We start from the raw sequence: 24,396 nt of genomic DNA, 5'->3' as shown, positions 1-24,396 counted from the left end.
TAGCTTTGGAGCCGGAATGCCGAAGGCCAGAAATGAGTGAGTAGGTATTCTCGAATGGTCCACGTTACAGGACTTATGAGATTGCTAAAGTGACCTAACTAAGGCGGAGAATCCCTCGAGCGGACTCCTTTCTTGTCAGCTTTTAGCAGAATAAAGGTGGTACCGCGGATTTTCGCCCTTTGCTTGCATTGCAGGCAGAGGGTTTTTTGATTTAATAGGAAAAATAGGAAAGTGCTCCTATCGGACAACGAAAAAGGAGGGGTTATGACAGAAAAGAAGGCAAAAAGCAAAGCGGCTTTCCAGACCGGTTGTGAAACATGCAGCAATTATGTCTATGATGAAGAATACGGCTATTACGTCTGCGAGGCCAGCCTCGACGAGGACGAGATGGCGCATTTCCTTTCCGGCAGGCAGTTTGCATGCCCTTATTACCAGCTGGATGACGAATACCGCATAGTTAGAAAACAAATATAAAAAAAGTGACGCGCCGGAAAAGCGCGGAACTTTTGCTACGCAAACGGAGCGCAGCGTAGTTGGCGTTTCCCGAGTGACGCGCTGGAAAAGCGCGGAACTTTTGCTACGCAAACGGAGCGCAGCGCAGTTGGCGTTTCCCGTATAGGATACGCGAATGATAAGCACATAATAAAAGAAAAGAGGAAAACTTAGATGAAAGAACTGGAAAAGACCTATAATCCTGCCCAGATTGAAGGCAGACTTTATGAAAAATGGCTTCAGAAGAAGTATTTTCATGCGGAGGTAAACAAAGATAAAAAGCCGTTTACTATTGTAATGCCCCCGCCAAACGTAACGGGCCAGCTTCATATGGGACACGCTCTTGACAATACCATGCAGGATATCTTAATCCGTTATAAGAGGATGCAGGGATATGAGGCTCTGTGGCAGCCTGGAACGGACCATGCCGCAATTGCCACGGAAGTCAAGGTTATCAACAAATTAAAAGAAGAGGGAATCGACAAGCATGACCTGGGACGTGAGGGATTTCTGGAAAAAGCCTGGGAATGGAAGGAAGAATACGAAGGCAGAATCGTGAGCCAGCTCCACAAAATGGGCTCTTCGGCAGATTGGGACAGACAGCGCTTTACTATGGATGAAGGATGTTCCAAGGCTGTGCAGGAAGTCTTTATCAAATTATATGAAAAAGGATACATCTATAAGGGATCACGTATCATCAACTGGTGTCCGGTCTGTCAGACATCGATTTCTGATGCGGAAGTAGAGCATGAAGAGCAGGACGGATTTTTCTGGCATATCAATTATCCAATCGTGGGTGAAGAGGGCCGTTTCGTAGAAATCGCTACTACGAGGCCGGAAACGCTTCTGGGAGATACGGCAGTGGCTGTGAACCCGGAAGATGAAAGATATAAGGACCTGATCGGCAAGATGCTGAAACTTCCGCTGACAGACAGAGAGATTCCTGTAGTTGCAGATGAATACGTAGACAAGGAATTTGGAACGGGCTGCGTGAAGATTACGCCTGCTCATGATCCGAATGACTTTGAAGTGGGACGCCGCCACAATCTGGAGGAAATCTGCATTTTAAATGACGATGCCACCGTAAGCGCTTCCGGCAAATATTTCGGCATGGACCGCTATGAAGCCAGAAAAGCTATGGTAGAAGATCTAAAGGAACAGGGACTTCTCGTTAAAGTGGTTCCCCATTCCCATAACGTTGGCACTCATGACCGCTGCGGTACGACCGTAGAGCCTATGGTGAAGCCACAGTGGTTCGTAAAGATGGACGAGATGGCAAAACCGGCGGTTGAAGCCTTAAAGAGCGGCCGCCTTAAATTCGTTCCTGAAAGCTTCGGAAAGACGTACCTTCACTGGCTGGATGGAATCCGCGACTGGTGTATCTCCCGTCAGCTGTGGTGGGGCCACAGGATTCCCGCTTACTACTGCGAGGAGTGCGGGGAAATGGTCGTTTCAGGAACTGCGCCTGATAAGTGCCCGAAGTGCGGCAGCGCCCGCATGGCACAGGATGAAGATACGCTTGATACATGGTTTTCTTCCGCGCTGTGGCCGTTCTCAACATTAGGATGGCCGGAGAAGACGCCGGAGATGGATTATTTCTATCCGACAGACGTTCTTGTAACAGGATACGATATCATTTTCTTCTGGGTCATCCGTATGGTATTCTCAGGCATCGAACAGACAGGGAAAGAACCGTTCCACACCGTTCTGATCCATGGACTGATAAGGGATTCCCAGGGACGCAAGATGAGCAAATCCCTTGGAAACGGTATCGATCCTCTGGAAGTAATCGACAAATATGGCGCAGACGCCCTGCGCATGACTTTGATGACAGGAAACGCCCCCGGAAATGACATGCGTTTTTATTGGGAGAGGGTGGAAGCCAGCCGTAATTTCGCCAATAAGGTATGGAACGCTTCCCGTTTCATCATGATGAATATCGAAAAAGCTCCGGCAGGAGAGGTCGCGCTGACTGATCTGACTATGGCCGACCGCTGGATTCTTTCCAAGGTAAATTCCCTGGCTAAAGATGTTACGGACAATATGGATAAATACGAGTTGGGAATTGCCCTTCAGAAAGTCTATGACTTTATCTGGGAAGAATTCTGCGACTGGTATATAGAAATGGTGAAACCAAGGCTATGGGATGATGCAGACAGCACAAAGGCGGCTGCAATCTGGACGCTGAAAACGGTACTGATCCAGTCTTTGAAACTGCTTCATCCGTACATGCCGTTCGTTACGGAAGAAATTTTCTGCAATCTCCAGGACGAAGAGGAATCCATCATGATTTCCAGATGGCCGTCTTATCGTGAGGAGTGGGATTTTGCTGGGGAGGAAAAAGCCGTTGAGACCATCAAAGAAGCGGTCCGCGCAATCCGTAATGTACGTACGAACATGAATGTGCCGCCGAGCAAAAAGGCAAAGGTGTATGTTGTATCAGAAAATGAAGGCCTTCTGCAGATATTTGAACACAGCAAGGTATTCTTTGCAACCCTGGGATATGCCAGCGAAGTTATGATTCAGAAGGATAAATCGGGAATCGGAGAAGACGCCGTATCCGTAGTGATCCCACAGGCGAATATCTATATTCCATTTGCGGAGCTGGTCGATATTGAAAAGGAAATTGAGCGCTTGAAAGGTGAAGAAAAGCGCCTGAAAGGCGAGCTGGCCCGTGTAAACGGCATGCTGAATAATGAAAAATTTATGAGCAAAGCCCCGGAAGCCAAGGTAGCGGAAGAGCGTGCAAAGCTGGATAAATATGCTAATATGATGGAGCAGGTAAAAGAAAGGCTGGAACAGCTTCAGAAATAAAAGAACAGAAAACAACCGGAAAACAGTTAGAAAAGGAGCAGATGCAAGACGCAATAAACGTTTTGTATCTGCTCTTTTTTGATGCACTTGTTTCGCTGACACTGAAAAACGTTCGTCAAAACAGATGAATTCCTCCAAAATCATTTAAATCATAGGACAGGGCAGTAGTCGCATCGTCCAGATTGTGTTCTTCCAGAGCGCGGATCAGTTTTATATGATATCTGGTGTCCATATCGGGAATCGTAGAATTCCATTTGTCATGATAATACTGGGCATAGGCGCGGCGGAGAATGGACATAGCGCGGTGCAGCTCCTTATAGGCATATGTATTCTGAGAGAGTGAGATCAGATAAAGGTGAAAATCCGTATTGCAGCTCCAGTGATTCCATATGCCGTCAACGGTGCTGCAGAGTTTATCGAGTTCGTTTAATTTTTCTCTCTGCTCATCGGTCGTCTTATTATAGTAAAAGCGTAGCATGCCGCATTCCAGAGCCAGACGGTATCTCTGAATGTTTTCGATATCTTCCAGCGTGATATGGATGATCTGATAGCCGCACCGTGGAATATTGCGCAGAACATCATCGCTGCACAACGAAATCAGCGCTTCCCGCACGGGAGACCGGCTGCAGCCGTAACGCTGTAGAATTTCCTTTTCTGTAATAATCTGGTTCGGTTTATACGTTGCATTTATAATATCCTCCAAAATGGATGTATAGATATAATCCTTTAAACTTTGTTCATTTTGCATAACGGGTCCCCTTTTCGAAGAGTAGAAGAATGGAATGATGTATTCTATTTTACCAGAGAAATGAAATGATGGAAAGATCAAAAACCATTTTTATCCGTATTTATTTAACCATATACGTCAGAAAATTAACTGAATTGGCTAAAAAGACGAAAAAAGGCCCCGTTTATTATCCAGTATTGGCGTACATTTTGGCAAAACGTTGTACAAAATGTGGAAAACTGTTTAAATTGCATAAAAATATTGACTTATTATGCTGAATAATATATTATTGTCATAAAGTTATTACTGATATGATTAGAAAGATGTTTACAAACTGTATTATAAATATCGTTTGCAGAATATCAAAAGTAACTGAAACCGTAGGAGGATGGAATGGAAGAGAAGCTGTATCAAAATTATCTTAATATACTGAAAAGTGAATTGATACCTGCTCTTGGATGCACGGAACCGATCGCAATCGCATACGCAGCGGCAAAGGCCAGAGAACTGCTGGGGGATATTCCGGAACATTTGGAAGTTTTCTGCAGCGGAAACATTATTAAAAATGTGAAAAGCGTTGTTGTGCCGAATTCAGGGGGAGAAAAGGGAATTGACATCGCGGCTGTCCTCGGGGCAATCGGAGGAAAAGCGGAAAACGGACTGGAGGTGCTGGAAGGAATTACGGATGAGGACAGAAAGCGTGCGAAAGAACTGGTAAAAGCGGGCTACTGTACCTGCAGACTTCAGGAAAATGTAGAGAACCTGTATGTGAGAGCTATTGTAGAGGCAGGTGGCCACAGTGCCGAGGCGGTGATCGCCAACCAGCACACCTTTGTGGCAAAGCTCGTTAAGGACAATAGGGTGATTTATGAAAAAGAACCGGGAGAAGACAAGGAGTATAAGGTAGACAAGTCACTGATGACTGTAAAAGGAATCCTTGAATTTGCCGATATCGTCCGGATTGAGGATATCAGGGAGATTCTGGACAAACAGATTTCCATGAACAGTGCGCTGGCGGATGAAGGACTTCAGAAACACTATGGAGCAGAAGTCGGAGCCATGCTGAAAGAAAAAGGAAACAGCGGCATTGCCAATCTTGCAAAGGCAAGGGCAGCAGCGGCTTCCGACGCAAGAATGGGAGGATGTTCACTGCCGGCAGTTATCAACTCTGGAAGCGGCAATCAGGGAATTACGGTTTCCGTGCCGGTTATCGAGTATGCAAAGGCGTGGGATGTCGGAATGGATAAGCTTTACCGTGCACTTGTCGTCAGTAATCTGCTTTCGATTCATCAGAAAAGCTATGTAGGAAGGCTGTCGGCTTACTGCGGAGCCGTGAGCGCGGCATGTGGGGCTGGAGCGGCGATTATGTACATGCACGGAGGCGATTATGACGCCATTTCCAAGATTATTACAAATACGGTGGCAAATGCCGGCGGAATCGTATGTGACGGAGCGAAAGCTTCCTGCGCCTGCAAGATTGCCGTATCGTTGGAAGCGGCATTCATGGCATACGAAATGAGTCTGGAGGGTCATGTATTCCAGCCTGGAGAGGGAATCGTAAGGGAAGACGTAGAGAACACGATAAAAAGCATTGGTTATATCGGGCGTGTCGGGATGAAGCAGACAGATGTTGAAATCCTGAATATTATGCTGAACCACACAGATGTAGAGAATATTTTAGCCGATTCATAAGAAAGACGGCTGAAAATAAAAAACAATTTAAAAGCAGGAGGTATTTATTTATGAAAAAGAAATTGATTTCACTGGCACTTACCCTGGCAATGACTGTTTCACTGGCAGCATGCGGATCATCGGGTAAAACGGCGACGGAGGCCGAAACAAAAGCAGCTGAGAGCAATCAGACAGAGGCTGGAGGAAGTTCTGAAGGATCTGCAGAAGGTACAGCAATAGGCCCGGTTAAGGAGCAGACAATTAAACTGACACATCCACAGCCGGAAGGCACGCCGGAAGATCATGCATTAAAGACGATGGCAGCGAAAATTGAAGAGCTGTCAAACGGAGCTATCAAATGTGAAGTATACCCGAACGGACAGATCGGAAGCATTCCGGAGTCGATTCAGAGCGTACAGATGGGCGTTACACAGATCGCTATGGGACCGTGTGCAATCATCGCTTCCTATTGCGAAGACATGGCGCTGATGGATATGCCTTACCTTCTGCCACGCGATACATCAGTTATCAGCGGCGTTTTAAACAGTGATGTGGGAAGAGAATTCCTGGACCGTTTAGATACTGCAGGAATTCACGGCATGGGCTTCTGGTTTGCCGGTTTCCGTCTTATGAGTTCCAATAAAGACATCAACAGTGTAGCAGATATGAAAAACATGAAAATGCGTATTATGGAGTCCAATATTCTGACATCTACATATAAGGCACTGGGAGCGCAGCCGCTCGTTATCGCTTATGCAGAAACATATAATGCACTTCAGAACGGTACTGTTGACGGCCAGGAAAATCCGGCACAGTCCATTTACACAATGAATTTCCATGAAGTACAGAAATATCTTGTGGATACATACCACGATGCACAGACACACGTACTGATGGTTAATAAGAAATGGTGGGACAGCCAGGATGACGCAACAAAAGAAATCATCAGACAGGCAGAGCTTGCAGGACGCGAGGTTCTGGACAGCGAAATCGATCCATATATCCAGGACTGCATCGACAAGATGGTAGAATCCGGCTGTACATATCATGCACTGACAGACGAGCAGATCGAAGAATTTAAAGAAGCCACAAGCGTTGTATACGACGAGTTCCTTACAACCGACTGGAGAAAGAGCTACATTCCAAAACTTCAGGCAGCCTTCGACGAAGCCGTCGCAGCAAAAAAATAATCAAAAATATCTGAGCGCTGTGAAAGCGCGAAGATATTTGCTACGCAAACGGAGCGAAGCGGAGTTCGCGTTTCCCGGCCGTTTGTGAAGCGAAGCGGAATAAAAGGCTGAGCGCTGTGAAAGCGCGAAGATATTTGCTACGCAAACGGAGCGGAGCGGAGTTCGCGTTTCCCGGCCGTTTGTGAAGCGAGGAAACGAGCGAAAGGAAAATGTCACAAAGAGGGTGTTGCAAAAAGGAATAAAAGCATTGCCACTGATACCAGATGTAGTGATTTGGGTACTGCCTGGAACGGAATCGTGTATCAGTGGCACGGCTAATTCAACGTTTTGCAACATCCTCATTAAAAAAAGGGGGAATATCAATGGCAGTATTTATGAAATACGTAGTAAAGGCAGAAAAAATACTCTTGGGATTTTTCATATTGCTTGCTACAGCTATTATAGCATATAACGTTATCGCAAGGCGTCTGGGCGTCGCACCACAATGGGGAGAGGAAGGCGTTCGTTATTCCATGATCTGGATTACATTTATCGGTAGTGCGGTCTGCTTCAGGCGTTCCGCTCATTTCGGAATCGATGTAATCCGTCGAGTGAAGAGCGACGCTTTTCAGAAATTTGTAACGGTCTTTGTGCTGGCCTCATGTGCACTGTTTGTAGGCCTTTTATGTTACTATGGATGGAAGTATACAGCGTTTGCATTTGCTTCCCAGCAGAAGACGCCGGCATTGGGATGGCCGATTTATCTGATCTATATGAGCGTTCCGATTGGCGGCATACTGACAGAGATTCATCTTCTGGAAGTGCTGCTGGACAATGTGCTCGGCGTATATAAAATACAGGAATAAGGGGAGGGATGCGATATGGTACCTATTTTATTAATTGGCTTGATCGTTTTATTTATCAGCAGCACTCCGATTATGGTTGCGCTGGGATTATCTGGCTTTCTGTCGCTGATTTTTGGTTCAGATGTAGACGCAATGGTCATTATTCAGCGTCTTGTAGGTGGAATTGACTCATTTGCGCTTATGGCACTTCCATTCTTTATTTTTGCAGCAAATCTTATGGACAGCGGCGGACTCTCCAAACGTCTTCTGGACTGGGCCCGCGCATTGATCGGCCATGTATGCGGAGGAATTGCGGCTTCCACACAGCTGGCCAGCATGTTCTTCGGAGCGCTTTCCGGCTCCAGCCCGGCGACAATTATCGCCATTGGTAAACTCATGTATCCGGAACTGAAGGAAAGAAAATATCCGAACCGCTTTATCGCAGGCCTTCTTGCTTCCTCCGGTTCTGTAGCTCTCGTTATTCCTCCAAGCGTTACGATCATCGTTTTCTGCGTAACAACGGGTGTATCCGTAGGAAAATGCTTTATGGCAGGTATTACAGCCGGCATTATCCTGGGACTGAGCAGTTTGATTTACATCTATTTCTTTGCGAAAAAGCATAACCTGCCAAGAGATAAAAAGGCAACGAAAAAGGAACTTCTCGTTGCAACAAAAAGAGCTGGAGCAGCTCTCATGGTTCCAGTAATCATCCTTGGTGGAATCTATTCCGGAATCTGTACTCCTACGGAATCTGCGGCAATCTCAGCTGTATATGCGCTGTTTGTAGGAATGTTTGTATATAAAGAACTCACTTTGGACCGTCTTTGGAAAGTTGCAATCGAATCTGCAATCGGATGCGCACAGGTACTCGTGCTGATTTCAGCAGCTACCGTACTTGCATGGATTCTGACAGTCAGCCAGATTTCTACCGTTATCACAACCGTGCTTCTTTCAAAAGTTACATCTAAAATTGTATTCCTTTTAATCCTGAACCTGATTCTTCTCGTTATGGGAATGTTCATGGATGGTTCTGCAGCGATCCTGATTATCGCTCCGCTCGTGTTCAATATGGGAATTAATCTGGGAGTGGACGGCGTTCATATGTGTATTATCATGATTTCCAACCTGGCTCTGGGCATGTACACACCGCCGTTTGGAATGAACCTGTTCGTAACTAATTCTATTACAAAGATGGATATGCTGGATATGCTGCCCGGCGTCTGGCCGTTTTTAGGCGTAAACCTCGCCAGCTTGCTGATTATTACTTATTGTCCTGCTCTGATTATGGCTCTGCCAAATCTGGTAGGGTAAGAAAATTATATACTGTTAAGGAGGATGAACATGTTAGAAAAAAGAAACCAGTTGGCAGTTCAGGAGAGGCTGCAGTCATGCATGGCAAAGACAGGTCTGGACGCGATGATCATTACTTCTCCGGAGGCGATCTTCTATAGCACCGGTTTTGCAAGCCAGTTTTTGTACTTGTCTAATCAGATTGGTCTGACGGCGGCAATTGTTCCGAAAGAAGGAAAAATTACTCTGATCTGCAATGAATTCGAGAAGCAGGCCGCTGATTCCAGCTGCAAAGATATCGAGATCATTTCTTATCCTGTATGGATTTATATTGAAGATTATGCAAAGGAAGAAGAGGAAGACAAGCCTGCGCAGCCGGACCTGTTCCGTACCTTCCGCATGGCAGCCGAGGTGGTGCTCGATCAATACAAGGCACCGAAAGTAGGCGTGGAGAGTGAAGTGATTTCCCATTCAAAATGGGATTACTTAAAGGAGGTATTTGCAGACGGAGAGCTGACAGACTGCAGCAGTACCCTTGTAGAATCCAGAATGATTAAGACACCGTGGGAGATCGATGTGCTCCGCACAGCGGCAGAGATATCGGAAGTAGCCATGTACAAAACGGCAAAAGAGTGCGTACCGGGAATGACGGAAGCAGACATCATGATGCTCTTTAAGAATAACTGCCAGAATCAGTCTCCGGATGTGATGTGCGCCCTTCAGGCCCACACGATTGGAGCAGACTTCGCCCCGGCAGTCGTTCCGCGCCACAACAGGATTCAGCTGGGAGACATCGTAAGGCTGGACGGCGGCCCGATGTACTGCGGATACGGCGCCGATTTGGCAAGAACATTTGCAGTTGGAAACCATACGGACAAGCACAGAGAAGAGATTTATGCAAGCCTCTGGAAAGGCGTGGAATGTGCCAGAAGGATGCTTGGACCAGGAGTCAGAATGTGCGACGTGTTCCAGGAAATTCAGAATACGATCAAAGCTGATATCCGGGGATATAAGAGAGGCCATCACGGCCATTCCATCGGCTGTAACCGTTTTACGGAAGAAGCGCCGTTTATCGCAGGAGATGAAAAGAGGATTTTCGAACCTGGCATGGTATTCTGCCTGGAGATGCCTTATTACAGCAGCAAAAACCACAGCTATAATATTGAAGACACCTTCCTGATTACAGAGGACGGCTGTGAATTCTTTACACATCCAAACGAGACGCTGTATATTTTCTAAGGGATAAGAAGGCAGGGAGACTATGGAATACACGAGAGATTATTTTAACCGGTATGTAGAGAGAAAAGGCACCAGAAGCATAAAGTGGGACGGCTGCAACGCAAAGTTCGGCGTGGATGAATCTGTAGAAATGATACCGATGTGGATTGCTGATATGGACTTTCAGGCTCCGAAGGAAGTGATTGATGCTGTTAAAAAGAAAGCAGCTGAAGGCATTTACGGCTACTCCACAAAACCTGACAGCTTCTACGAAGCGATTATGAGCTGGGTGAGCCGCAGATATCACTGGGAAGTCAAAAAAGAATGGATCATTTTTACACCGGGTGTTATTCCGGGATTTACCATTGCAATACAGAACTTTACGGAGCCCGGAGACGGAATCATCATTCAAACGCCAGTATATTATCCATTTATGGACGGCATACGCAATAATGAACGCAGAATGGTAGAAAACGTCCTGAAAGAAGAAAACGGATATTATACAATTGACTTCGAAGATCTGGAGGAAAAGGCAAAAGACCCGAGGAACAAGCTGATGATCCTTTCCAATCCTCACAATCCGGTGGGCCGGGCCTGGACCAGGGAAGAGCTGGAACGGCTTGGAAATATCTGTGCCGACAACGGCGTAGTGCTGGTATCGGATGAAATTCATGCCGACCTGATGATGAAAGGTGTTCATCACCAGGCAGTGTGCAGCATTTCTGAGAAAATCAAAAACAATACGATTACTAATTATGCGCCCAGTAAGACATTTAACCTGGCGGGACTTCAGACGGCATATACCATTATTCCTAATGATGAAATGAGGAAAGCATTTGTAACCGGCTTAAACGCCAACCGGATATTTAATATGAACTGGTTTGGCCCGGTGGCTATGGAAGCGGCATATAATGAGTCTGGAAATTATGTGGAAGCGCTGAATGAATATCTGGACGACAATATGAATTACATGAAGAAGTATCTGGAAGAAAATCTGCCGATGCTGCATATGCAGAAACCGGAAGCGACCTATCTGGTATGGGTGGATTTCAGAGATACTGGTATGAATACAGAGCAGATTGAACATTTTATTGCCCATAAAGCCCACATAGGCGTAGACATGGGAAGCTGGTTCGGATCGGGAGGTGATGGATTCCTGCGCTTCAATGTAGCATGTCCAAGATTTATTCTGGAACAGGCTATGGAGCAGTTGAAGCGTTCTATTGAAGAAATCCAGTAAAACGAAACGAATCAAAAATGAAGAGATCCGGCACAGGGTTCCCCTTTTCCCTGTGCCGGATTTTTTGCTTTCCAGGAAAGACCCTGTTCTTGTAAAGTATTAAGGTGCTTGATTTTTGGAAAGTAAAAAGCGCTCCGCCATGGACAGCTCGTGCCCCGCTTTATCGGGTACCGCGCTCAGTGCGGGAGTTCGCTAAAGCGAACTCCATGCTGTCAGAAATGCCGCGGCCCGGGAATCCGTTTGAATTCTAATCCGCGACAGAATAAAACCTTTCAGTTGTCATTTTTTGACACTTTCTGTATAATGAAGAAGAAAATAAATACAGAGCTTGACATAAGGTGCATATTATGGCAATTTTAATCGAAAGAATATCCTTGCATATTCACCGCTTTATATTATAATATTCATAGTGTGCGGACAGGAAAGATATACCAGTTTTGCCGCTTTCGTCTGCTACTGCAGACGGAATACCTGTCAGAAGATCATGAGGATAACAGTCGAAAAAATGGAAAACAGAGAATTCAGACCAGAAGAAATCAGATTTAATGGAGATGCACAAGAGTATCTCCTACAGATACCAATGTTTACAAAGGAAAAGCACTCCATCCCGGTTATCAGGAAAGTTTTTGAGCGAATTGGAAGAATTCCTGAAGGCAGGATCATCCATGTGGCGGGGACGAACGGAAAAGGATCTGTATGTGCGTTTCTTTCTTCCGTTCTGAAAGAGGCAGGATACCGCGTAGGAACTTTTACATCGCCTCATCTGGTAAGCATGAGAGAACGAATCTGCCTGAATGGGGAAATGATTGGAAAAACAGATTTTGAACATTGTTTCCGTCAGGCTTTGGGAGACATTCGGGCATGTATGAAAGATGGAATCTCTCACCCGGCATTTTTTGAATTCCTGTTCTATATAGCTATGATTTATTTTTGCGAGGAAAAGGCGGACTACATTATTTTGGAAACAGGCCTTGGCGGCCGTCTGGACGCTACGAATATCTGTATGCCAAAGATAAGCGTCATTACCTCAATCGGCATGGATCATATGGAATTTCTGGGCAATACCATAGAAGAGATAGCCGGGGAAAAAGCAGGAATTATAAAAAATAATGTCCCCGTCGTTTTTTCTGCGTCATCAGAGGCAGCGGAACAGGTGATCAGAAAAAAGGCTGAAGAGCACAATGCGCCGTATTATCCGGTATATCCTTCCGATTATGAGGCGGAGCTTACAGACGGCAGTGTTCTTGTAAGAACAGGATGGAAACACGGTGAGAGGGAAGATCAGATTCTCGTTACAGTACCGTTTCCAGCCCTTTATCAGGCAGAAAACGCAGTCACGGCGATCAAAGCTCTGGAGGTCCTGGGAGACGGTCGGATCGATCGGGACGCAGTTCTTATGGGAATAGAACGTACTAAATGGCCTGGAAGAATGGAACAGGTACTGCCGGGAGTTTATCTGGATGGAGCTCATAATGCGGATGGTATTTTAAAATTTACAGAAACCGTGAGGCAGATTGGTGGAACGGCAAAGCTGCTGTTTTCAGTAGTTGCGGATAAAGAATATGACAGAATGGCGGAGATTTTGTGCGGCGGCGTAGAATGGAAGGAAATCACCATAGCACATATAGGAAACAGCCGCGGACTGGATACATATACGATTCAGAAGGTGTTTGAAAAATATGCAGCCTGTCCTGTAAAAGTAAGCGGTTCGGTAAAAGAAGCGTTTGAAGACAGTCTAAGAGACAGGAAAGAAGATGAAACTTTGTATTGTGCAGGATCCCTCTATTTTGTGGGGGAAGTAAAGGAGGCGCTGAAAGAATATGGACCAGATTAATTTTGATGAAGAAATCGCCAGATTTAAACCGAGTATGGATGTGGAAGAAGTAGAGGACGCCATCGTTAAAAGCGATTTGACGGATATGACAGATATCATGATGGAAATGATGAAGGGAAAAAGGGAATAGGGATACCTATGGATTATGTAAAAAGAAACGGACAGATTGCAAACAGTTTTTATAATCTAGGGCTGGAGCGGGCGCAGATCAGGGATCTGACGGGCGCGGCGGAAGCTCTGAAAAAGAGCCTTCATTTCAACAAATATCAGACGGACGCCAGAAATCTTCTGGGTCTTATCTATTATGAAATGGGGGAAGTTTCCGATGCAATTGTGCAGTGGGTGATCAGTCTCAACCTGCAGCCGGACAACAACCGATGTGACTATTATCTGGAAGAGATACAGAGGAAGCCAGGCCGCCTGGAAGCCGTTGACCAGAATATAAAGAAATACAACCAGGCTCTTTGGTATGCACAGCACAGCAGTGATGATCTTGCAGTGCTTCAGCTGGCTGGCATCGTGGAAGAGAATCCTAATTTTGTCAAAGCGCATCTCCTTCTGGCCCTCTTATATATGGCTCATGAAGATTATACGAAAGCGGGAAAATCCCTTTACCGGGTGCTTCAGATTGATAAAAACAATCCGAAGGGGCAGTGGTATATGTCCATTGTCAAGTCCCATACGGGAAGAGCGGAAATCGAAAAGCGGAAGCTGGCCAACGCGTTTTCCCATAAGCAGATGCAGGACGATGATGTAATTATTCCGCCTTCTTATAAAGAAAATACGGGCGGCCAGATGATCGTCAATATACTGATCGGACTCGCTCTGGGTATGGCGGCATTCTTTTTCCTGGTCATGCCGGCAAAAACGAAGTCGCTGAATAACATTCACAATAAAGAAATTCTGAACTACAGCAGCATGCTGAATGAAAAGAGCATGGAAATCGACAAGCTGACGGAACAGCTGGAGAATACGACAGCTGAGAAGGAGCAGGCAGAGGAATCCCTGTCGACGGTTGCGGACACGAGCGGAGGCATTATCACCCAGTACAGTATGCTGGCACAGATACTTCAGGCTTATCGAAACGATGACTTTAAAACGGCTGTACAGATCTATGCCAATATGGACGGATCTCTGATTACAGACGGTGCGGTGCAGCCGATTCTCCAGCTGGTAAATGAAGATATGGCAGCCAACGGCTATCAGGTTCTGGCAGAGCTGGGAGACCAGGCACAGGAAAACGGAAACCATGAGCAGGCGATCGATTTTTACGAAAAGAGCCTGAGAATCAAACCAGATAATCCGCAGGTTATTTTCAGCGAAGCCATGGTCTATAAGAGTATGGACCAGACGGATAAGGCCAATGAACTGTTCGGCCAGATTATAATGAATTACGGCAATTCCGATGTGGCCGCAAAGGCTAAGGAAGAACGCGGTTATTAATCGTCAGAGAAAAGAAAGAAGACACTACGAAAGATAAGATTTTTTGTGGTGTCTTCTTTTTTTTATATATTTTAATCATTCAGGACGGCGGGAACATATGCTGCCGTCCAAACTGTTGCAACTAATTATGGAAGGAGTATGAGGAATGGACAGAAATACGTTTACTTATGAGGCACACGGAACGACGCTCGTCGTTCATCTCCCGAAAGAACTGGACCATCATAACTGCAGAAATCTGAAGTATGAAACAGATCTTTTACTGGCAGAAAATTATATTAACCGGGTAGTATTCGATTTTTCAAAAACCGTATTTATGGATTCCTCCGGAATCGGCGTGCTTTTGAACAGGTATAAGCAGATGGCGGGCAGCGGAGGAAAGGTGACGATTTACGGGGCAGGAAGCCAGGTGAAGAGGATTCTGAATATAGGAGGAATCCCCAAATTTGTAAGTTTATTCGATACGAAAGAAGCTGCGCTGGCAGGATAGAAAGGAGGATATTTGTGGAAAAGGGGAAGAAAGAGACGATGAGACTGGAGATAGAGAGTCTGTCGAAAAACGAGGAATTTGCCAGAGTCGTGGTGGCCGTGTTTATGAGCCGGCTGGATCCGACTCTGGAGGAGATTGACGATGTAAAAACTGCTGTTTCCGAAGCGGTGACAAATGCTGTCATTCATGGATACCAGAATAGAGAGGGAAAAATCATCGTGGAAGCAGAAGTAGAGAAAGAAGAAAAAATGCTGACCGTCATTGTTTGCGATAACGGAATAGGAATCGGAGATGTGAAGAAGGCGATGGAGCCGATGTATACCTCCGACACGACGGGAGAGAGATCCGGAATGGGATTTTCTTTTATGGAAGCCTTTATGGATGAGGTGGAAGTCGATTCAGAGCCGGAAAAAGGCACCGTAGTGAAAATGAAGAAACGCATAGGAGGTTGACCCCTATGGATGAGACCATGAAGAGGATTGAAATGGCTCACGAAGGGGATAAAGAGGCGCGGGACCGGTTGGTAATGGATAACGTGGGACTGATCTGGAGCATCGTAAGGAGGTTTTCCGGCAGGGGGTATGAACTGGAAGATCTGTTTCAGATCGGCAGCATAGGACTCATGAAGGCAATCGATAAATTCGATATGTCTTTTGATGTGAAGTTTTCCACCTATGCCGTGCCTATGATTACAGGAGAGATAAAACGCTTTTTAAGGGATGACGGAATGATTAAAGTCAGCCGTTCAATCAAGGAGTTGGGAACGAAGGTAAGCATGACGAGAGAAAGCCTGTCCTACAGCCTGGGACGGGAACCGACGATTGAAGAGATCGCCGGAAAACTGGAGGTGAGCAGTGAGGAGGTTGCAGCCTCCATGGAGCTGGAGCAGAAGTGGAATCCCTGTATAAATCGATTGGAAAAGGTGATGAGAGCGGAATTTGTCTGATGGACAGGATCGAAGAAGGGACGGACAGGGAGGAAGCCCTGCTGAATCGAATGGTGTTAAAAGAACTGATTTCATCGTTGGGGGAAAAAGAACGTGAAATTATTGTTAGAAGATATTTTTATAATCAAACGCAGAGCACAATTGCTGCCGATCTGAATATATCACAGGTTCAGGTTTCCAGACTTGAAAAAAAGATTTTAAAACAGATGCGTGAAAAGCTGTAAAAGGTTACCATGTGGAATAAATTGAAAATGACTCCGTATACTACTCATAGAAAACCCGAATAGAAAAGGATGTGAGCAGATATGGAAACATGGAGACAAAAAGCAGGAATACTTGTTATGGTTCTCTGCCTGGGCATGGTTTTAGCGGCGCTTTGGTACTGCCTGTTCGTAATGCCGGGGAGAGGAAGAGAGCGCAGTGGGACTCTGGTCCAGGTTATGGAAGAGGGAGAAAGCAGCATGGCACAGGCGGCATGGCCGGGAGCAGCTGTAGCAGTTGACGCTGCTGCAGCATGGGAATCCGGAAAGACGGTGAACCAGTGAGCGCAGGAAAGACCCTGTATCTGAACGTAAGCCAGATTACGGAAGTCCACAGCAAGGATGTTCATTTAAAAGACATCGCCACCATTTTTTGCGATGATAAAAATGCCGAAAACCGCTGCAACACCATTAAAGTGAAAGCGATCCGTTCGGACAGGGACAGACGGTATGTGGAGAACGTGCTGGATATTATTAATAAGATACAGACAACCTATCCTGATATTCAGGTGAACAATGTTGGCGAAGTGGACTACATCATTGATTATCATGCCCCGAAAAAACCGAAATTATTGTGGGAGTGGTCAAAAACCATTTTTGTCTGTGCCATCAGCTTTTTTGGGGCAGCGTTTGCAATCATGACGTTTAACAACGATGTCAACGTGACCGACGTGTTTAAGGAAATCTATATGATTGTAACAGGAAAACAGTCAAATGGTTTCACTGTGCTGGAGGTATCCTACTCCGTCGGTCTGTTCATCGGAATTGTCGGTTTCTTCAATCACTTTGCAAAATATAAGATCAACACGGACCCGACACCGCTGGAAGTGGAAATGCGGCTTTATGAGGAAAATATCTGTAAAACGCTCATAGACAATGACGGAAGGAAGGAGTCTGATATCGATGTTACTTAAATATATCCTTCTTACCTTTATCGGTCTTTCAGCAGGCGGTGTGATTGCAGCCGGGGTATTTGCATTTCTGGCTATCATTGGAGTATTCCCGAGGCTGATCGGGAGCACGCAGACAAAGGGCCGTATCATGCTTTATGAGACGGTCATTATCCTGGGCGGGACGGTTGGAAATATCCTGGATATTTACGAATTTCCGCTGAATTTCGGCGGAAATTTTCTTTTAACCGCATATGGGCTGTCTGTAGGGATTTTTGTCGGCTGTCTCGTTATGTCGCTGGCGGAAACGCTGAAAGCGCTTCCGGTAATCAGCAGACGAATCCATCTGGCCGTTGGGCTGCAGTACCTGATCCTTTCTATCGGAACAGGAAAGCTGGTAGGGGCCCTCATATATTTTGCAAAGGGACTGGGAGGATGAAATGGCTGACCCCACGGTCTGCCGGAAATACTGCATGAAGAAAGGAGAAGCAGCATGGAGATAAATAAGAAACTATATGATTCCTATATTAAACAGGTGACGCCGACACACAACAAATGGCTGAATCTGCTTTGGGCGTTTCTGGTAGGAGGTCTGATCTGTACGTTGGGACAGCTGATCTTCAACACATTTAAGGCTTATGGTATGGACAAGGAGACGGCAGCAGCCTGGGAAACACTCAGTCTGATCGCTTTAAGCGTTATTCTCACAGGGTTTAATATCTATCAGAAGATTGTAAAATTCGGAGGAGCAGGAGCGCTTGTACCAATTACAGGCTTTGCCAACTCAGTAGCAGCTCCGGCAACGGAATTCAAGATTGAGGGCAATGTCTTCGGGACAGGCTGTAAGATATTTACGATTGCTGGTCCTGTCATTCTCTACGGAATCTTTTCCAGCTGGGTTTTGGGTATTCTATATATCATACTGAAGCAGTTTGGAATTTATTGACATCAGAGAAGGGAGAAAAGAATATGCAGAAGGGAAGTGCAAGCCTTCAGTTTGAACATGCTCCGCTGATTATGGGGGCGGCGTCCATTGTAGGGAAAAAAGAAGGGGAAGGACCTCTGGGAACGTATTTTGATGTAGTGGAACAGGATGACATGTTTGGAGCAAACAGCTGGGAAGAAGCGGAAAGCGCCATGCAGAAGCAGGCGTGCGAACTTGTTTTGGAAAAGGCCGGAACGCAGAAAGAAGATGTCAGGTACCTGTTTGCAGGAGACCTGCTGGGGCAGCTGATTGCCACCTCATTCGGCACCGTGGATCTGGAGATTCCGATGTTCGGGCTTTATGGTGCTTGCTCAACTATGGGAGAAGCGCTGTCGCTGGCTTCCATGACGGTGGCGGCAGGATATGCCGATCAGACGGTCGCAGCAGCTTCCAGCCATTTTGCCACGGCTGAAAAACAGTTCCGTTTTCCGCTGGGTTACGGAAATCAGCGGCCTTTTTCTGCAACGTGGACCGTGACGGGCTGTGGGGCAGTTGTCCTGGCCTCAGAGGGCTGGGTCAAGAACAGAAAAGAAAATGACGGCTGTGAAGGGATGGGAAGAAAACCGATTGCGAAGGTTACGGGAATTACGACAGGAAAAATAGTAGATTTTGGAGCGACGGATTCCATGAATATGGGAGCGGCAATGGCTCCGGCCGCATATGACACGATCAACCGTAATTTTGTGGATTTTGACCGGACGGAAGCAGACTACGACAAGATTATTACAGGAGACCTGGGAGAAGTTGGAAGAACGGTACTGCTGGACTTTATGAGAGAACAGGGGCGAAATCTGGAAAACGTCCATATGGACTGCGGTATTGAGATTTATGATAAAAACAGCCAGGATACCCATGCGGGAGGAAGCGGCTGCGGCTGTTCCGCCACGACTCTGTGTGCTTATATTCTGAAAAAAATCCAGAATAAAGAGTGGAAGAGGGTTTTGTTTGTGCCGACCGGCGCGCTGCTTTCTACAGTAAGCTTTAATGAAGGACAAAGTATTCCGGGAATTGCTCACGGCGTTGTTATAGAATCGGCGGAATAGGAGGGTTATGATGGATTACGTAAAAGCATTTGTTGTAGGAGGAGGAATCTGTCTTCTCGTACAGATTCTGATGGATAATACAAAACTCATGCCTGGCAGAATCATGGTGCTGCTTGTGGTATCAGGAAGCATTCTGGGATTTCTGGGGATTTATGAACCATTTGCGGAATGGGCCGGAGCCGGTGCTACCGTTCCCCTGCTGGGATTTGGCAATACCCTGTGGAAAGGCATATCGGAGGCTATATCGAAGGATGGCTTCTTGGGAATCTTCAAGGGCGGTTTTACGGCAAGCGCAGTAGGTATATCTGGAGCTTTGATCTTCGGATATCTGGGAGCGCTGATCTTTAAGCCTAAGATGAAATAGGAAATAGATATGCGAACTTTGAAAAGTTCGGAAAAATAAAATCAGCCATGTCATCGATACCAGAGTCCGTTTTCAAGGCGGCGGCCGGGTCACTGCCTCTGGTATCGGCGGCATGGATTTTTTTCTGCAGATTCTGATACTGACAGCAATTGTTTATTCTTCTTTTTTTACAGCGATGAGTTGTGTCATGATATAATCTCCATACTCTGTTAAAGACCAGTAATTTGCTGTGTCCTTTACGCTTCTATTTTTTGTACTTGTGGTAATCAGACCGAGTGCCTTGAACTGAATTTTTATATTTTGAAATTCCTCATTTGAAACTTCAAATCCACTGAAGCTTTTATATTTTTTATTCAGGGCTTTTAGTTCCTCTTTGATTAATTTATGGAGGTATTCCGAAATCGCACTTTTCATCTGTGCTTCAGTACATTCTGTAACCATGTAAGGCGACACGATAGAAAACAAATTATTCCATGTAGTTGTGATTGGTGATGTAATATTATACCTATCGTAGTCGGAAGTAGTACCTACATAATTTAATGTTAATGTAGTAGCATCATCACCTTGTGCTAATTTTTCACTTCCGGTTGGAGCGGTTATTTTACTTAGATGTAATTGATTTTTCAAATCTTCATTTTCCTGCTTTATTTTTAAGAGCTCACGCATTGATGTTTCATCGACTATGCTATCAGACCGGACCCACCCGATTGCAGGAAATTGTTTCATTAATTTTACCATGGAACGAGAAACAACACTGCCTAATTCACTGGAACTTGACCAGTATTTTACCATTTTTCTTTGAGCGAGAGTACGAAATTCTCCTAATTTTTCTTTTCCTTCAGGCGTTTGTTCTGTATATTTTGATTTAATATCATCGGGGCTTTTGTGGAGAAATGCTATGATTGGCTTCTCCGTTTCGACCGCATAACGATACTCCATTTCGGTGTAGCTTATACCGCTCTCATTTGTAGAACCGTAACGTCCGCCTATTATAACTATGTAGTAGTCGCTGTCATCAATAACCCGTTTAATCAGCGACCACTGGTCTTCGTCAGAAGCGGGAAATAGTTCCATACCGGCAGGAATGCAATCTAACTCCAAAAGGGCCTGCATGACTTCGCGCCGTTCTTCTTGTAAATCCTCGTAAGTTGAACTAACAAAAACCTGAAATCTTTTATCCATTAGAATTCTCCTTAGTATTCATAAAATATTCCAAATACGAAATCACTGTTCTATATGATATATCAGTAAGACTCTGATGACATTTATCATACCATAGACCTACAGAAAAGTCATTATCACTTGTATATACTTATTTTAGATAAGATTAAAAACGATTATGTTTGAGCATGTTTTTCCATGGTAGGGTCTTTTCTTGGTTTCTAAATTCTTTAGAAGGAGGCTGGATCAATGAGAGAGGTAGCGGGGGAGTTTTGCTGCCAACTAAAAAATGTGTTTTATCAAAAAAGAAAAAGCAAAGTATATTTAGTAATCATTTAATATACTCTGCTTTTTCTGTTATTTATGATATTAGCAACTGAATTGAAAAAGAATCTGGTATCGGTGGCAATGCAGAATTTACTTCGTCACACACTCTTTTATTTACTGATAATAGTCATAGAACGGCCAGCCCGTATTCTTTCTCGTCTCAGATGTCGGCTGCTTGGAAGGAGACGTAGGCTTCGGCGGAGCTGAGCTGCCAGCCTCAGATGACGGCTTCGTCGGAGCGGCAGATGGCTTTGTTGGAGAGGCGGAGGGCTTTGTCGGTGCAGCCGATGGTTTCGTCGGTGCTGTGGTGGATTCCTCCGGTACATAACCAGGTCCCGTATAAGAAGGCGAATAATCCGGCGAACTTCCAGGTGCATCGAAGTCGATGATAGTACCTGTGCCCGTATGAATGGTGCACGTTCCAGGAAGGGCGAATACGGAATCGTCTGTCTCAGCAGTTTCGCCGGCAGGAATGTTCATAAAAATACCGGTTGTCTTTTCCGGGCAGTAAGGCGTCGGAAGCTTGCCTGATTCCGCACAGACGGTTGCCCGTACGTGATTGCTGCACACTTCTGTAGGAACGCTTCCTTTGGCAAAATATTCCGTATAAACGGCGCTGCCTCTCGGATCGGCGGAGCATACGCCGGATACGGCCAGTTTGCCGGATTTGCGGCAGATTTCAGCAGTCTCGATACTGTCAGGCACAGGGAATCCAGGGTCGCTCATGCCTTCATGAACCCTTGTCATAATCTTGCGCCATATATCCTTATGGAAGGAGGTTCCGCCGTTATTCGTGCCGGTAGCCTTGTCGATCAGTTTCTGGTTATTGTCACAGCCGCCCCATACGCCAGCCGTATAGTACGGGGTGTATCCAACAAACCAGATATCGTTGTTGGCCGTAGTGGTTCCGCTCTTGCCTGCCGCCGACATATTAGTCAGTGCGGCACGGGTGCTGGTAGAGCTGACAGAGATACCGGAACGTGAAAATTTCCTGTTGCTCTGCATGGATTCCGCCATGGCATCCGTTAGAAGAAATGCTGTAGAATCTTTCAGTACGCGTTTTGTCTCTGGTTCGTTACTGATCAGAACCTTGCCGTTGTGATCCAAAATTTTAGTAAAGAATACTGGTTTTGTATAGACGCCGCCGTTGGCAATGGAAGCGAATGCGGACGTCAGTTCCAGATTAGTTACACCTTTTGTCAGGCCGCCGAGAGCGGAAGCAGCAGTGACGTCTTCCGGGGTCAGGGTAGTGATTCCAAAGTTCTTTGCATATTCGATTCCAAGCTGAGGACTGACCGTTTCCATGAGGCAGCGTACGGCGACGATATTCATGGAATAGATAATCCCCTCACGGATACTGGAGTACCCCAGATATCCCTGGCTGTACCAGTTGGAAAATGTCTTTGTTCCCACAGTAAACGGAGCGTCGTAATAGACAGTGCCAAGCGTTGATCCGCATGTATCGAGAGCAGGGGCAAAGGCGGTAATTACTTTAAAGGTGGAACCAGGCTGACGGGGAGTATCGCATGCGCGGTTCAGGGTAAGGCTGTCCGTCTTTTCACCGCGTCCGCCACTGATGGCCTTTACCTCACCTGTTGCCTGATCCATGATAACGAAGGATACCTGAGGCTGAAGCGTCTTATGAACACGCTCTCCAATAATCTCATCACCTTCTTTGAGCAGCCACGCCTTATAGCCGTCTATATCCGCCTGTGCGGCTTCTTCCGTAGGATAAAGGCCGTCATAACGTGTTTCTCCAAGGACATTTTTATGATATTTTTTGATATCCTCTTCTGAAAAATGCTCCGTCGTCCCGTCTGCATGGGTGATGGAGAGTCTGTATTCAATAGAATACTTGGCAACAGTATAATTTTCTGGATTGTTCACCTCTTCATCTACAATGGACTGGATTCTGGGATCCTGAGTCGTATAGATCTGAAGTCCGCCGCTGTAGAGCAGGTTGTAGGCCTGTGTTTCCGAATATCCCAGCTTTTCCATCAGAGCGTCCTTAACCTGATACGTAAGCTCGTCCGTAAAATAACTGTAAGGGGTGGAGTTTTCCTTGGAAACGAGATCGACGTCCTGGATTCTGTCGTATACATTATCAGCCAGAGCCTCTTCCTGTTCCTGCTTTGTGATAAGCCCTTGATCCACCATGTACTGAAGGATGATTTTTCGCTTCTTTTCATTTTCTTCCCGTCCGCTGATTGGATTCAGCTTTTGGGGACTCTGGGTAATCCCTGCAATAACGGCGCATTCGGAGAGGGTGAGATCAGAAACCTCTTTATTAAAATACCGCTTTGCGGCGACTTTGACGCCCAAAGTATTATTGCCCAAGTTAATCGTATTCAGGTAGTTGGTCAGGATCAGCTTCCTGTCCATGGATTTCGTAAGCTGAAGGGCGAGGTACTGTTCCTGTATCTTCCTTTCGATTTTAGCGCCCCAACTTTTTTCATTACCGCCTTTTAATACATTGTTTTTAATCAACTGCTGGGTGATCGTGCTTCCGCCGCCCTTGTAATCATTAGTCAGGACGCCGACGGCAGCGCGGGTGATAGAACGAAGATCGATGCCGTTGTGGCTCCAGAAACGGGAGTCTTCAATGGCAATAAATGCATTTATCAGGTTTTCGGGGAGTTCCTCATAGGTGGCTTCCTCGCGGTTGGAACCGGACTTTACGAGGGTATCGGTCAAAGCACCCGAACTGTCGTAAATGGTAGTGGCATAACCGCTTGGAACGATGCTTTCCATATTGATCTCCGGAGCATCGTCAATAATTCCCCGGATCATCCCGAATCCGACGCTGGCACCGATCAGGCCCGCGAATAGACAAAGGATGAACACCGTCTTGACAAGCGAAAAACAGAGCTTGGAAAAGTATTTCCGTCCTCTGGAATTCATCGATTTTATCTTCTGTTCTGTCGCATATTTTCCGTAGTTCATAGAAGTCCTCCTTTATCGCATATGCGGAACAAACGATTTATACCACAGTATACCAAAATTTCCCTGACAATTCAACAAAACTTAATCTTAAAGAATTTCTCCTAAAATGAAATTTTAAATTCCGCTCCCATATTCCCCAGTGGAATTTACTTTCGCACAGTTGATATTTACTCTTTCATATATTAGTGATACGGTTATGTCTCCTTCTGACAGCAGTAGAAGGACATTTTATGAGCAACTATATTCC

22 protein-coding genes, 1 pseudogene and 1 other annotated feature (1 of these 24 only partly in view) are annotated in these 24,396 nt (G+C 45.7%); of the genes and pseudogenes, 20 read left to right on the top strand and 3 right to left on the bottom strand.

Annotated elements, in window-relative coordinates; genetic code table 11:
- Positions 1–183, top strand: a binding site (T-box leader) (it extends 94 nt beyond the left edge of the window).
- An 81-nt stretch (positions 184–264) separates the two neighbouring features.
- Positions 265–474, top strand: coding sequence for a DUF6472 family protein (locus DXA13_RS15355; protein WP_118245697.1), 210 nt, complete (start codon positions 265–267; stop codon positions 472–474).
- 192 nt (positions 475–666) lie between these two features.
- Positions 667–3,306 (top strand): valine--tRNA ligase, encoded by a 2,640-nt coding sequence (locus DXA13_RS15350; RefSeq protein WP_118245695.1) that lies wholly within the window; start codon positions 667–669, stop codon positions 3,304–3,306.
- A 115-nt stretch (positions 3,307–3,421) separates the two neighbouring features.
- Here DXA13_RS15350 and DXA13_RS15345 read toward each other — a convergent pair whose 3' ends face one another.
- On the bottom strand, positions 3,422–4,054 hold the full coding sequence (locus DXA13_RS15345; RefSeq protein ID WP_118245693.1) for a GntR family transcriptional regulator: 633 nt from the start codon (positions 4,052–4,054) through the stop codon (positions 3,422–3,424).
- A gap of 372 nt (positions 4,055–4,426) precedes the next feature.
- On the opposite strand from DXA13_RS15345, the gene DXA13_RS15335 reads away from it, so the two are divergent.
- From DXA13_RS15335 to spoVAE, 18 genes and pseudogenes are all read left to right on the top strand, one after another.
- Positions 4,427–5,725: an L-serine ammonia-lyase, iron-sulfur-dependent, subunit alpha gene (locus tag DXA13_RS15335; RefSeq protein WP_118245687.1), complete on the top strand. Its 1,299-nt coding sequence runs from the start codon at positions 4,427–4,429 to the stop codon at positions 5,723–5,725.
- Positions 5,726–5,775: 50 nt separating this feature from the next.
- Positions 5,776–6,894 (top strand): TRAP transporter substrate-binding protein, encoded by a 1,119-nt coding sequence (locus DXA13_RS15330; protein ID WP_118245685.1) that lies wholly within the window; start codon positions 5,776–5,778, stop codon positions 6,892–6,894.
- Between the two features lie 362 nt (positions 6,895–7,256).
- Positions 7,257–7,739, top strand: a complete 483-nt coding sequence (locus DXA13_RS15325; RefSeq protein ID WP_118245683.1) for a TRAP transporter small permease — start codon at positions 7,257–7,259, stop codon at positions 7,737–7,739.
- Positions 7,740–7,754: 15 nt separating this feature from the next.
- Positions 7,755–9,029 carry a TRAP transporter large permease subunit gene (locus DXA13_RS15320; RefSeq protein ID WP_118245681.1) on the top strand — a complete coding sequence of 425 codons (1,275 nt, stop codon included), beginning with the start codon at positions 7,755–7,757 and terminating at the stop codon, positions 9,027–9,029.
- 30 nt (positions 9,030–9,059) lie between these two features.
- The gene (locus tag DXA13_RS15315) at positions 9,060–10,247 is read left to right on the top strand and encodes a Xaa-Pro peptidase family protein (protein ID WP_181995701.1); all 1,188 of its coding nucleotides are present in this window, start codon (positions 9,060–9,062) and stop codon (positions 10,245–10,247) included.
- A gap of 22 nt (positions 10,248–10,269) precedes the next feature.
- The gene (locus DXA13_RS15310) at positions 10,270–11,466 is read left to right on the top strand and encodes a MalY/PatB family protein (protein WP_118245677.1); all 1,197 of its coding nucleotides are present in this window, start codon (positions 10,270–10,272) and stop codon (positions 11,464–11,466) included.
- Positions 11,467–11,971: 505 nt separating this feature from the next.
- Positions 11,972–13,300, top strand: a complete 1,329-nt coding sequence (locus tag DXA13_RS15305) for a folylpolyglutamate synthase/dihydrofolate synthase family protein (RefSeq protein ID WP_118245758.1) — start codon at positions 11,972–11,974, stop codon at positions 13,298–13,300.
- Entirely contained in the window at positions 13,287–13,430 is a 144-nt protein-coding gene (locus DXA13_RS21085) for a hypothetical protein (RefSeq protein WP_181995700.1), read from the top strand. The genes DXA13_RS15305 and DXA13_RS21085 overlap by 14 nt, the downstream gene beginning before the upstream one ends.
- A gap of 8 nt (positions 13,431–13,438) precedes the next feature.
- Complete coding sequence (locus DXA13_RS15300) at positions 13,439–14,743, top strand: tetratricopeptide repeat protein (protein WP_118245675.1); 1,305 nt, start codon at positions 13,439–13,441, stop codon at positions 14,741–14,743.
- Between the two features lie 145 nt (positions 14,744–14,888).
- A complete protein-coding gene (locus DXA13_RS15295) occupies positions 14,889–15,230 on the top strand; it encodes an anti-sigma factor antagonist (RefSeq protein WP_118245673.1) in 342 nt (113 codons plus the stop codon).
- Positions 15,231–15,268: 38 nt separating this feature from the next.
- Complete coding sequence (spoIIAB, locus tag DXA13_RS15290) at positions 15,269–15,682, top strand: anti-sigma F factor (RefSeq protein WP_118245756.1); 414 nt, start codon at positions 15,269–15,271, stop codon at positions 15,680–15,682.
- A gap of 5 nt (positions 15,683–15,687) precedes the next feature.
- Positions 15,688–16,400, top strand: a pseudogene (gene sigF, locus DXA13_RS15285) (RNA polymerase sporulation sigma factor SigF).
- Between the two features lie 81 nt (positions 16,401–16,481).
- Positions 16,482–16,721, top strand: a complete 240-nt coding sequence (locus DXA13_RS15280) for a hypothetical protein (protein ID WP_118245671.1) — start codon at positions 16,482–16,484, stop codon at positions 16,719–16,721.
- Complete coding sequence (locus tag DXA13_RS15275) at positions 16,718–17,350, top strand: stage V sporulation protein AA (protein ID WP_243009168.1); 633 nt, start codon at positions 16,718–16,720, stop codon at positions 17,348–17,350. Before DXA13_RS15280 ends, DXA13_RS15275 begins: the two co-directional genes overlap by 4 nt.
- A complete protein-coding gene (locus DXA13_RS15270) occupies positions 17,340–17,765 on the top strand; it encodes a stage V sporulation protein AB (protein ID WP_118245667.1) in 426 nt (141 codons plus the stop codon). Before DXA13_RS15275 ends, DXA13_RS15270 begins: the two co-directional genes overlap by 11 nt.
- Before the next feature lie 54 nt (positions 17,766–17,819).
- Positions 17,820–18,272: a SpoVA/SpoVAEb family sporulation membrane protein gene (locus DXA13_RS15265; protein ID WP_118245665.1), complete on the top strand. Its 453-nt coding sequence runs from the start codon at positions 17,820–17,822 to the stop codon at positions 18,270–18,272.
- A 23-nt stretch (positions 18,273–18,295) separates the two neighbouring features.
- On the top strand, positions 18,296–19,354 hold the full coding sequence (locus DXA13_RS15260; RefSeq protein WP_118245663.1) for a stage V sporulation protein AD: 1,059 nt from the start codon (positions 18,296–18,298) through the stop codon (positions 19,352–19,354).
- A 10-nt stretch (positions 19,355–19,364) separates the two neighbouring features.
- Positions 19,365–19,718, top strand: coding sequence for a stage V sporulation protein AE (gene spoVAE / locus DXA13_RS15255; RefSeq protein ID WP_118245661.1), 354 nt, complete (start codon positions 19,365–19,367; stop codon positions 19,716–19,718).
- A gap of 153 nt (positions 19,719–19,871) precedes the next feature.
- On the opposite strand, the gene DXA13_RS15250 is transcribed toward spoVAE, so the two are convergent.
- Together DXA13_RS15250 and DXA13_RS15245 are read right to left on the bottom strand one after the other, a co-directional pair.
- Positions 19,872–20,900, bottom strand: coding sequence for a DUF4062 domain-containing protein (locus DXA13_RS15250; protein WP_118245658.1), 1,029 nt, complete (start codon positions 20,898–20,900; stop codon positions 19,872–19,874).
- A gap of 420 nt (positions 20,901–21,320) precedes the next feature.
- Positions 21,321–24,149 carry a transglycosylase domain-containing protein gene (locus tag DXA13_RS15245; RefSeq protein WP_118245656.1) on the bottom strand — a complete coding sequence of 943 codons (2,829 nt, stop codon included), beginning with the start codon at positions 24,147–24,149 and terminating at the stop codon, positions 21,321–21,323.
- Positions 24,150–24,396 lie beyond the last annotated feature (247 nt).

Origin of the sequence: Clostridium sp. AM58-1XD (assembly GCF_003464085.1) — a bacterium.
Taxonomy (GTDB): domain Bacteria; phylum Bacillota; class Clostridia; order Lachnospirales; family Lachnospiraceae; genus Lachnoclostridium_A.
The sequence above is the reverse complement of the archived record's forward strand: the minus strand, read 5'-3'. Positions and strand labels throughout refer to the sequence as shown.

Excerpts from the sequence above, each read along its gene's own strand:
- DXA13_RS15355 (WP_118245697.1), top strand. The coding sequence starts at position 265 with ATGACAGAAAAGAAGGCAAAAAGCAAAGCGGCTTTCCAGACCGGTTGT.
- DXA13_RS15350 (WP_118245695.1), top strand. The coding sequence starts at position 667 with ATGAAAGAACTGGAAAAGACCTATAATCCTGCCCAGATTGAAGGCAGA.
- DXA13_RS15345 (WP_118245693.1), bottom strand. The coding sequence starts at position 4,054 with ATGCAAAATGAACAAAGTTTAAAGGATTATATCTATACATCCATTTTG.
- DXA13_RS15335 (WP_118245687.1), top strand. The coding sequence starts at position 4,427 with ATGGAAGAGAAGCTGTATCAAAATTATCTTAATATACTGAAAAGTGAA.
- DXA13_RS15330 (WP_118245685.1), top strand. The coding sequence starts at position 5,776 with ATGAAAAAGAAATTGATTTCACTGGCACTTACCCTGGCAATGACTGTT.
- DXA13_RS15325 (WP_118245683.1), top strand. The coding sequence starts at position 7,257 with ATGGCAGTATTTATGAAATACGTAGTAAAGGCAGAAAAAATACTCTTG.
- DXA13_RS15320 (WP_118245681.1), top strand. The coding sequence starts at position 7,755 with ATGGTACCTATTTTATTAATTGGCTTGATCGTTTTATTTATCAGCAGC.
- DXA13_RS15315 (WP_181995701.1), top strand. The coding sequence starts at position 9,060 with ATGTTAGAAAAAAGAAACCAGTTGGCAGTTCAGGAGAGGCTGCAGTCA.
- DXA13_RS15310 (WP_118245677.1), top strand. The coding sequence starts at position 10,270 with ATGGAATACACGAGAGATTATTTTAACCGGTATGTAGAGAGAAAAGGC.
- DXA13_RS15305 (WP_118245758.1), top strand. The coding sequence starts at position 11,972 with ATGGAAAACAGAGAATTCAGACCAGAAGAAATCAGATTTAATGGAGAT.
- DXA13_RS21085 (WP_181995700.1), top strand. The coding sequence starts at position 13,287 with ATGGACCAGATTAATTTTGATGAAGAAATCGCCAGATTTAAACCGAGT.
- DXA13_RS15300 (WP_118245675.1), top strand. The coding sequence starts at position 13,439 with ATGGATTATGTAAAAAGAAACGGACAGATTGCAAACAGTTTTTATAAT.
- DXA13_RS15295 (WP_118245673.1), top strand. The coding sequence starts at position 14,889 with ATGGACAGAAATACGTTTACTTATGAGGCACACGGAACGACGCTCGTC.
- spoIIAB (WP_118245756.1), top strand. The coding sequence starts at position 15,269 with ATGAGACTGGAGATAGAGAGTCTGTCGAAAAACGAGGAATTTGCCAGA.
- DXA13_RS15280 (WP_118245671.1), top strand. The coding sequence starts at position 16,482 with ATGGAAACATGGAGACAAAAAGCAGGAATACTTGTTATGGTTCTCTGC.
- DXA13_RS15270 (WP_118245667.1), top strand. The coding sequence starts at position 17,340 with ATGTTACTTAAATATATCCTTCTTACCTTTATCGGTCTTTCAGCAGGC.
- DXA13_RS15265 (WP_118245665.1), top strand. The coding sequence starts at position 17,820 with ATGGAGATAAATAAGAAACTATATGATTCCTATATTAAACAGGTGACG.
- DXA13_RS15260 (WP_118245663.1), top strand. The coding sequence starts at position 18,296 with ATGCAGAAGGGAAGTGCAAGCCTTCAGTTTGAACATGCTCCGCTGATT.
- spoVAE (WP_118245661.1), top strand. The coding sequence starts at position 19,365 with ATGGATTACGTAAAAGCATTTGTTGTAGGAGGAGGAATCTGTCTTCTC.
- DXA13_RS15250 (WP_118245658.1), bottom strand. The coding sequence starts at position 20,900 with ATGGATAAAAGATTTCAGGTTTTTGTTAGTTCAACTTACGAGGATTTA.
- DXA13_RS15245 (WP_118245656.1), bottom strand. The coding sequence starts at position 24,149 with ATGAACTACGGAAAATATGCGACAGAACAGAAGATAAAATCGATGAAT.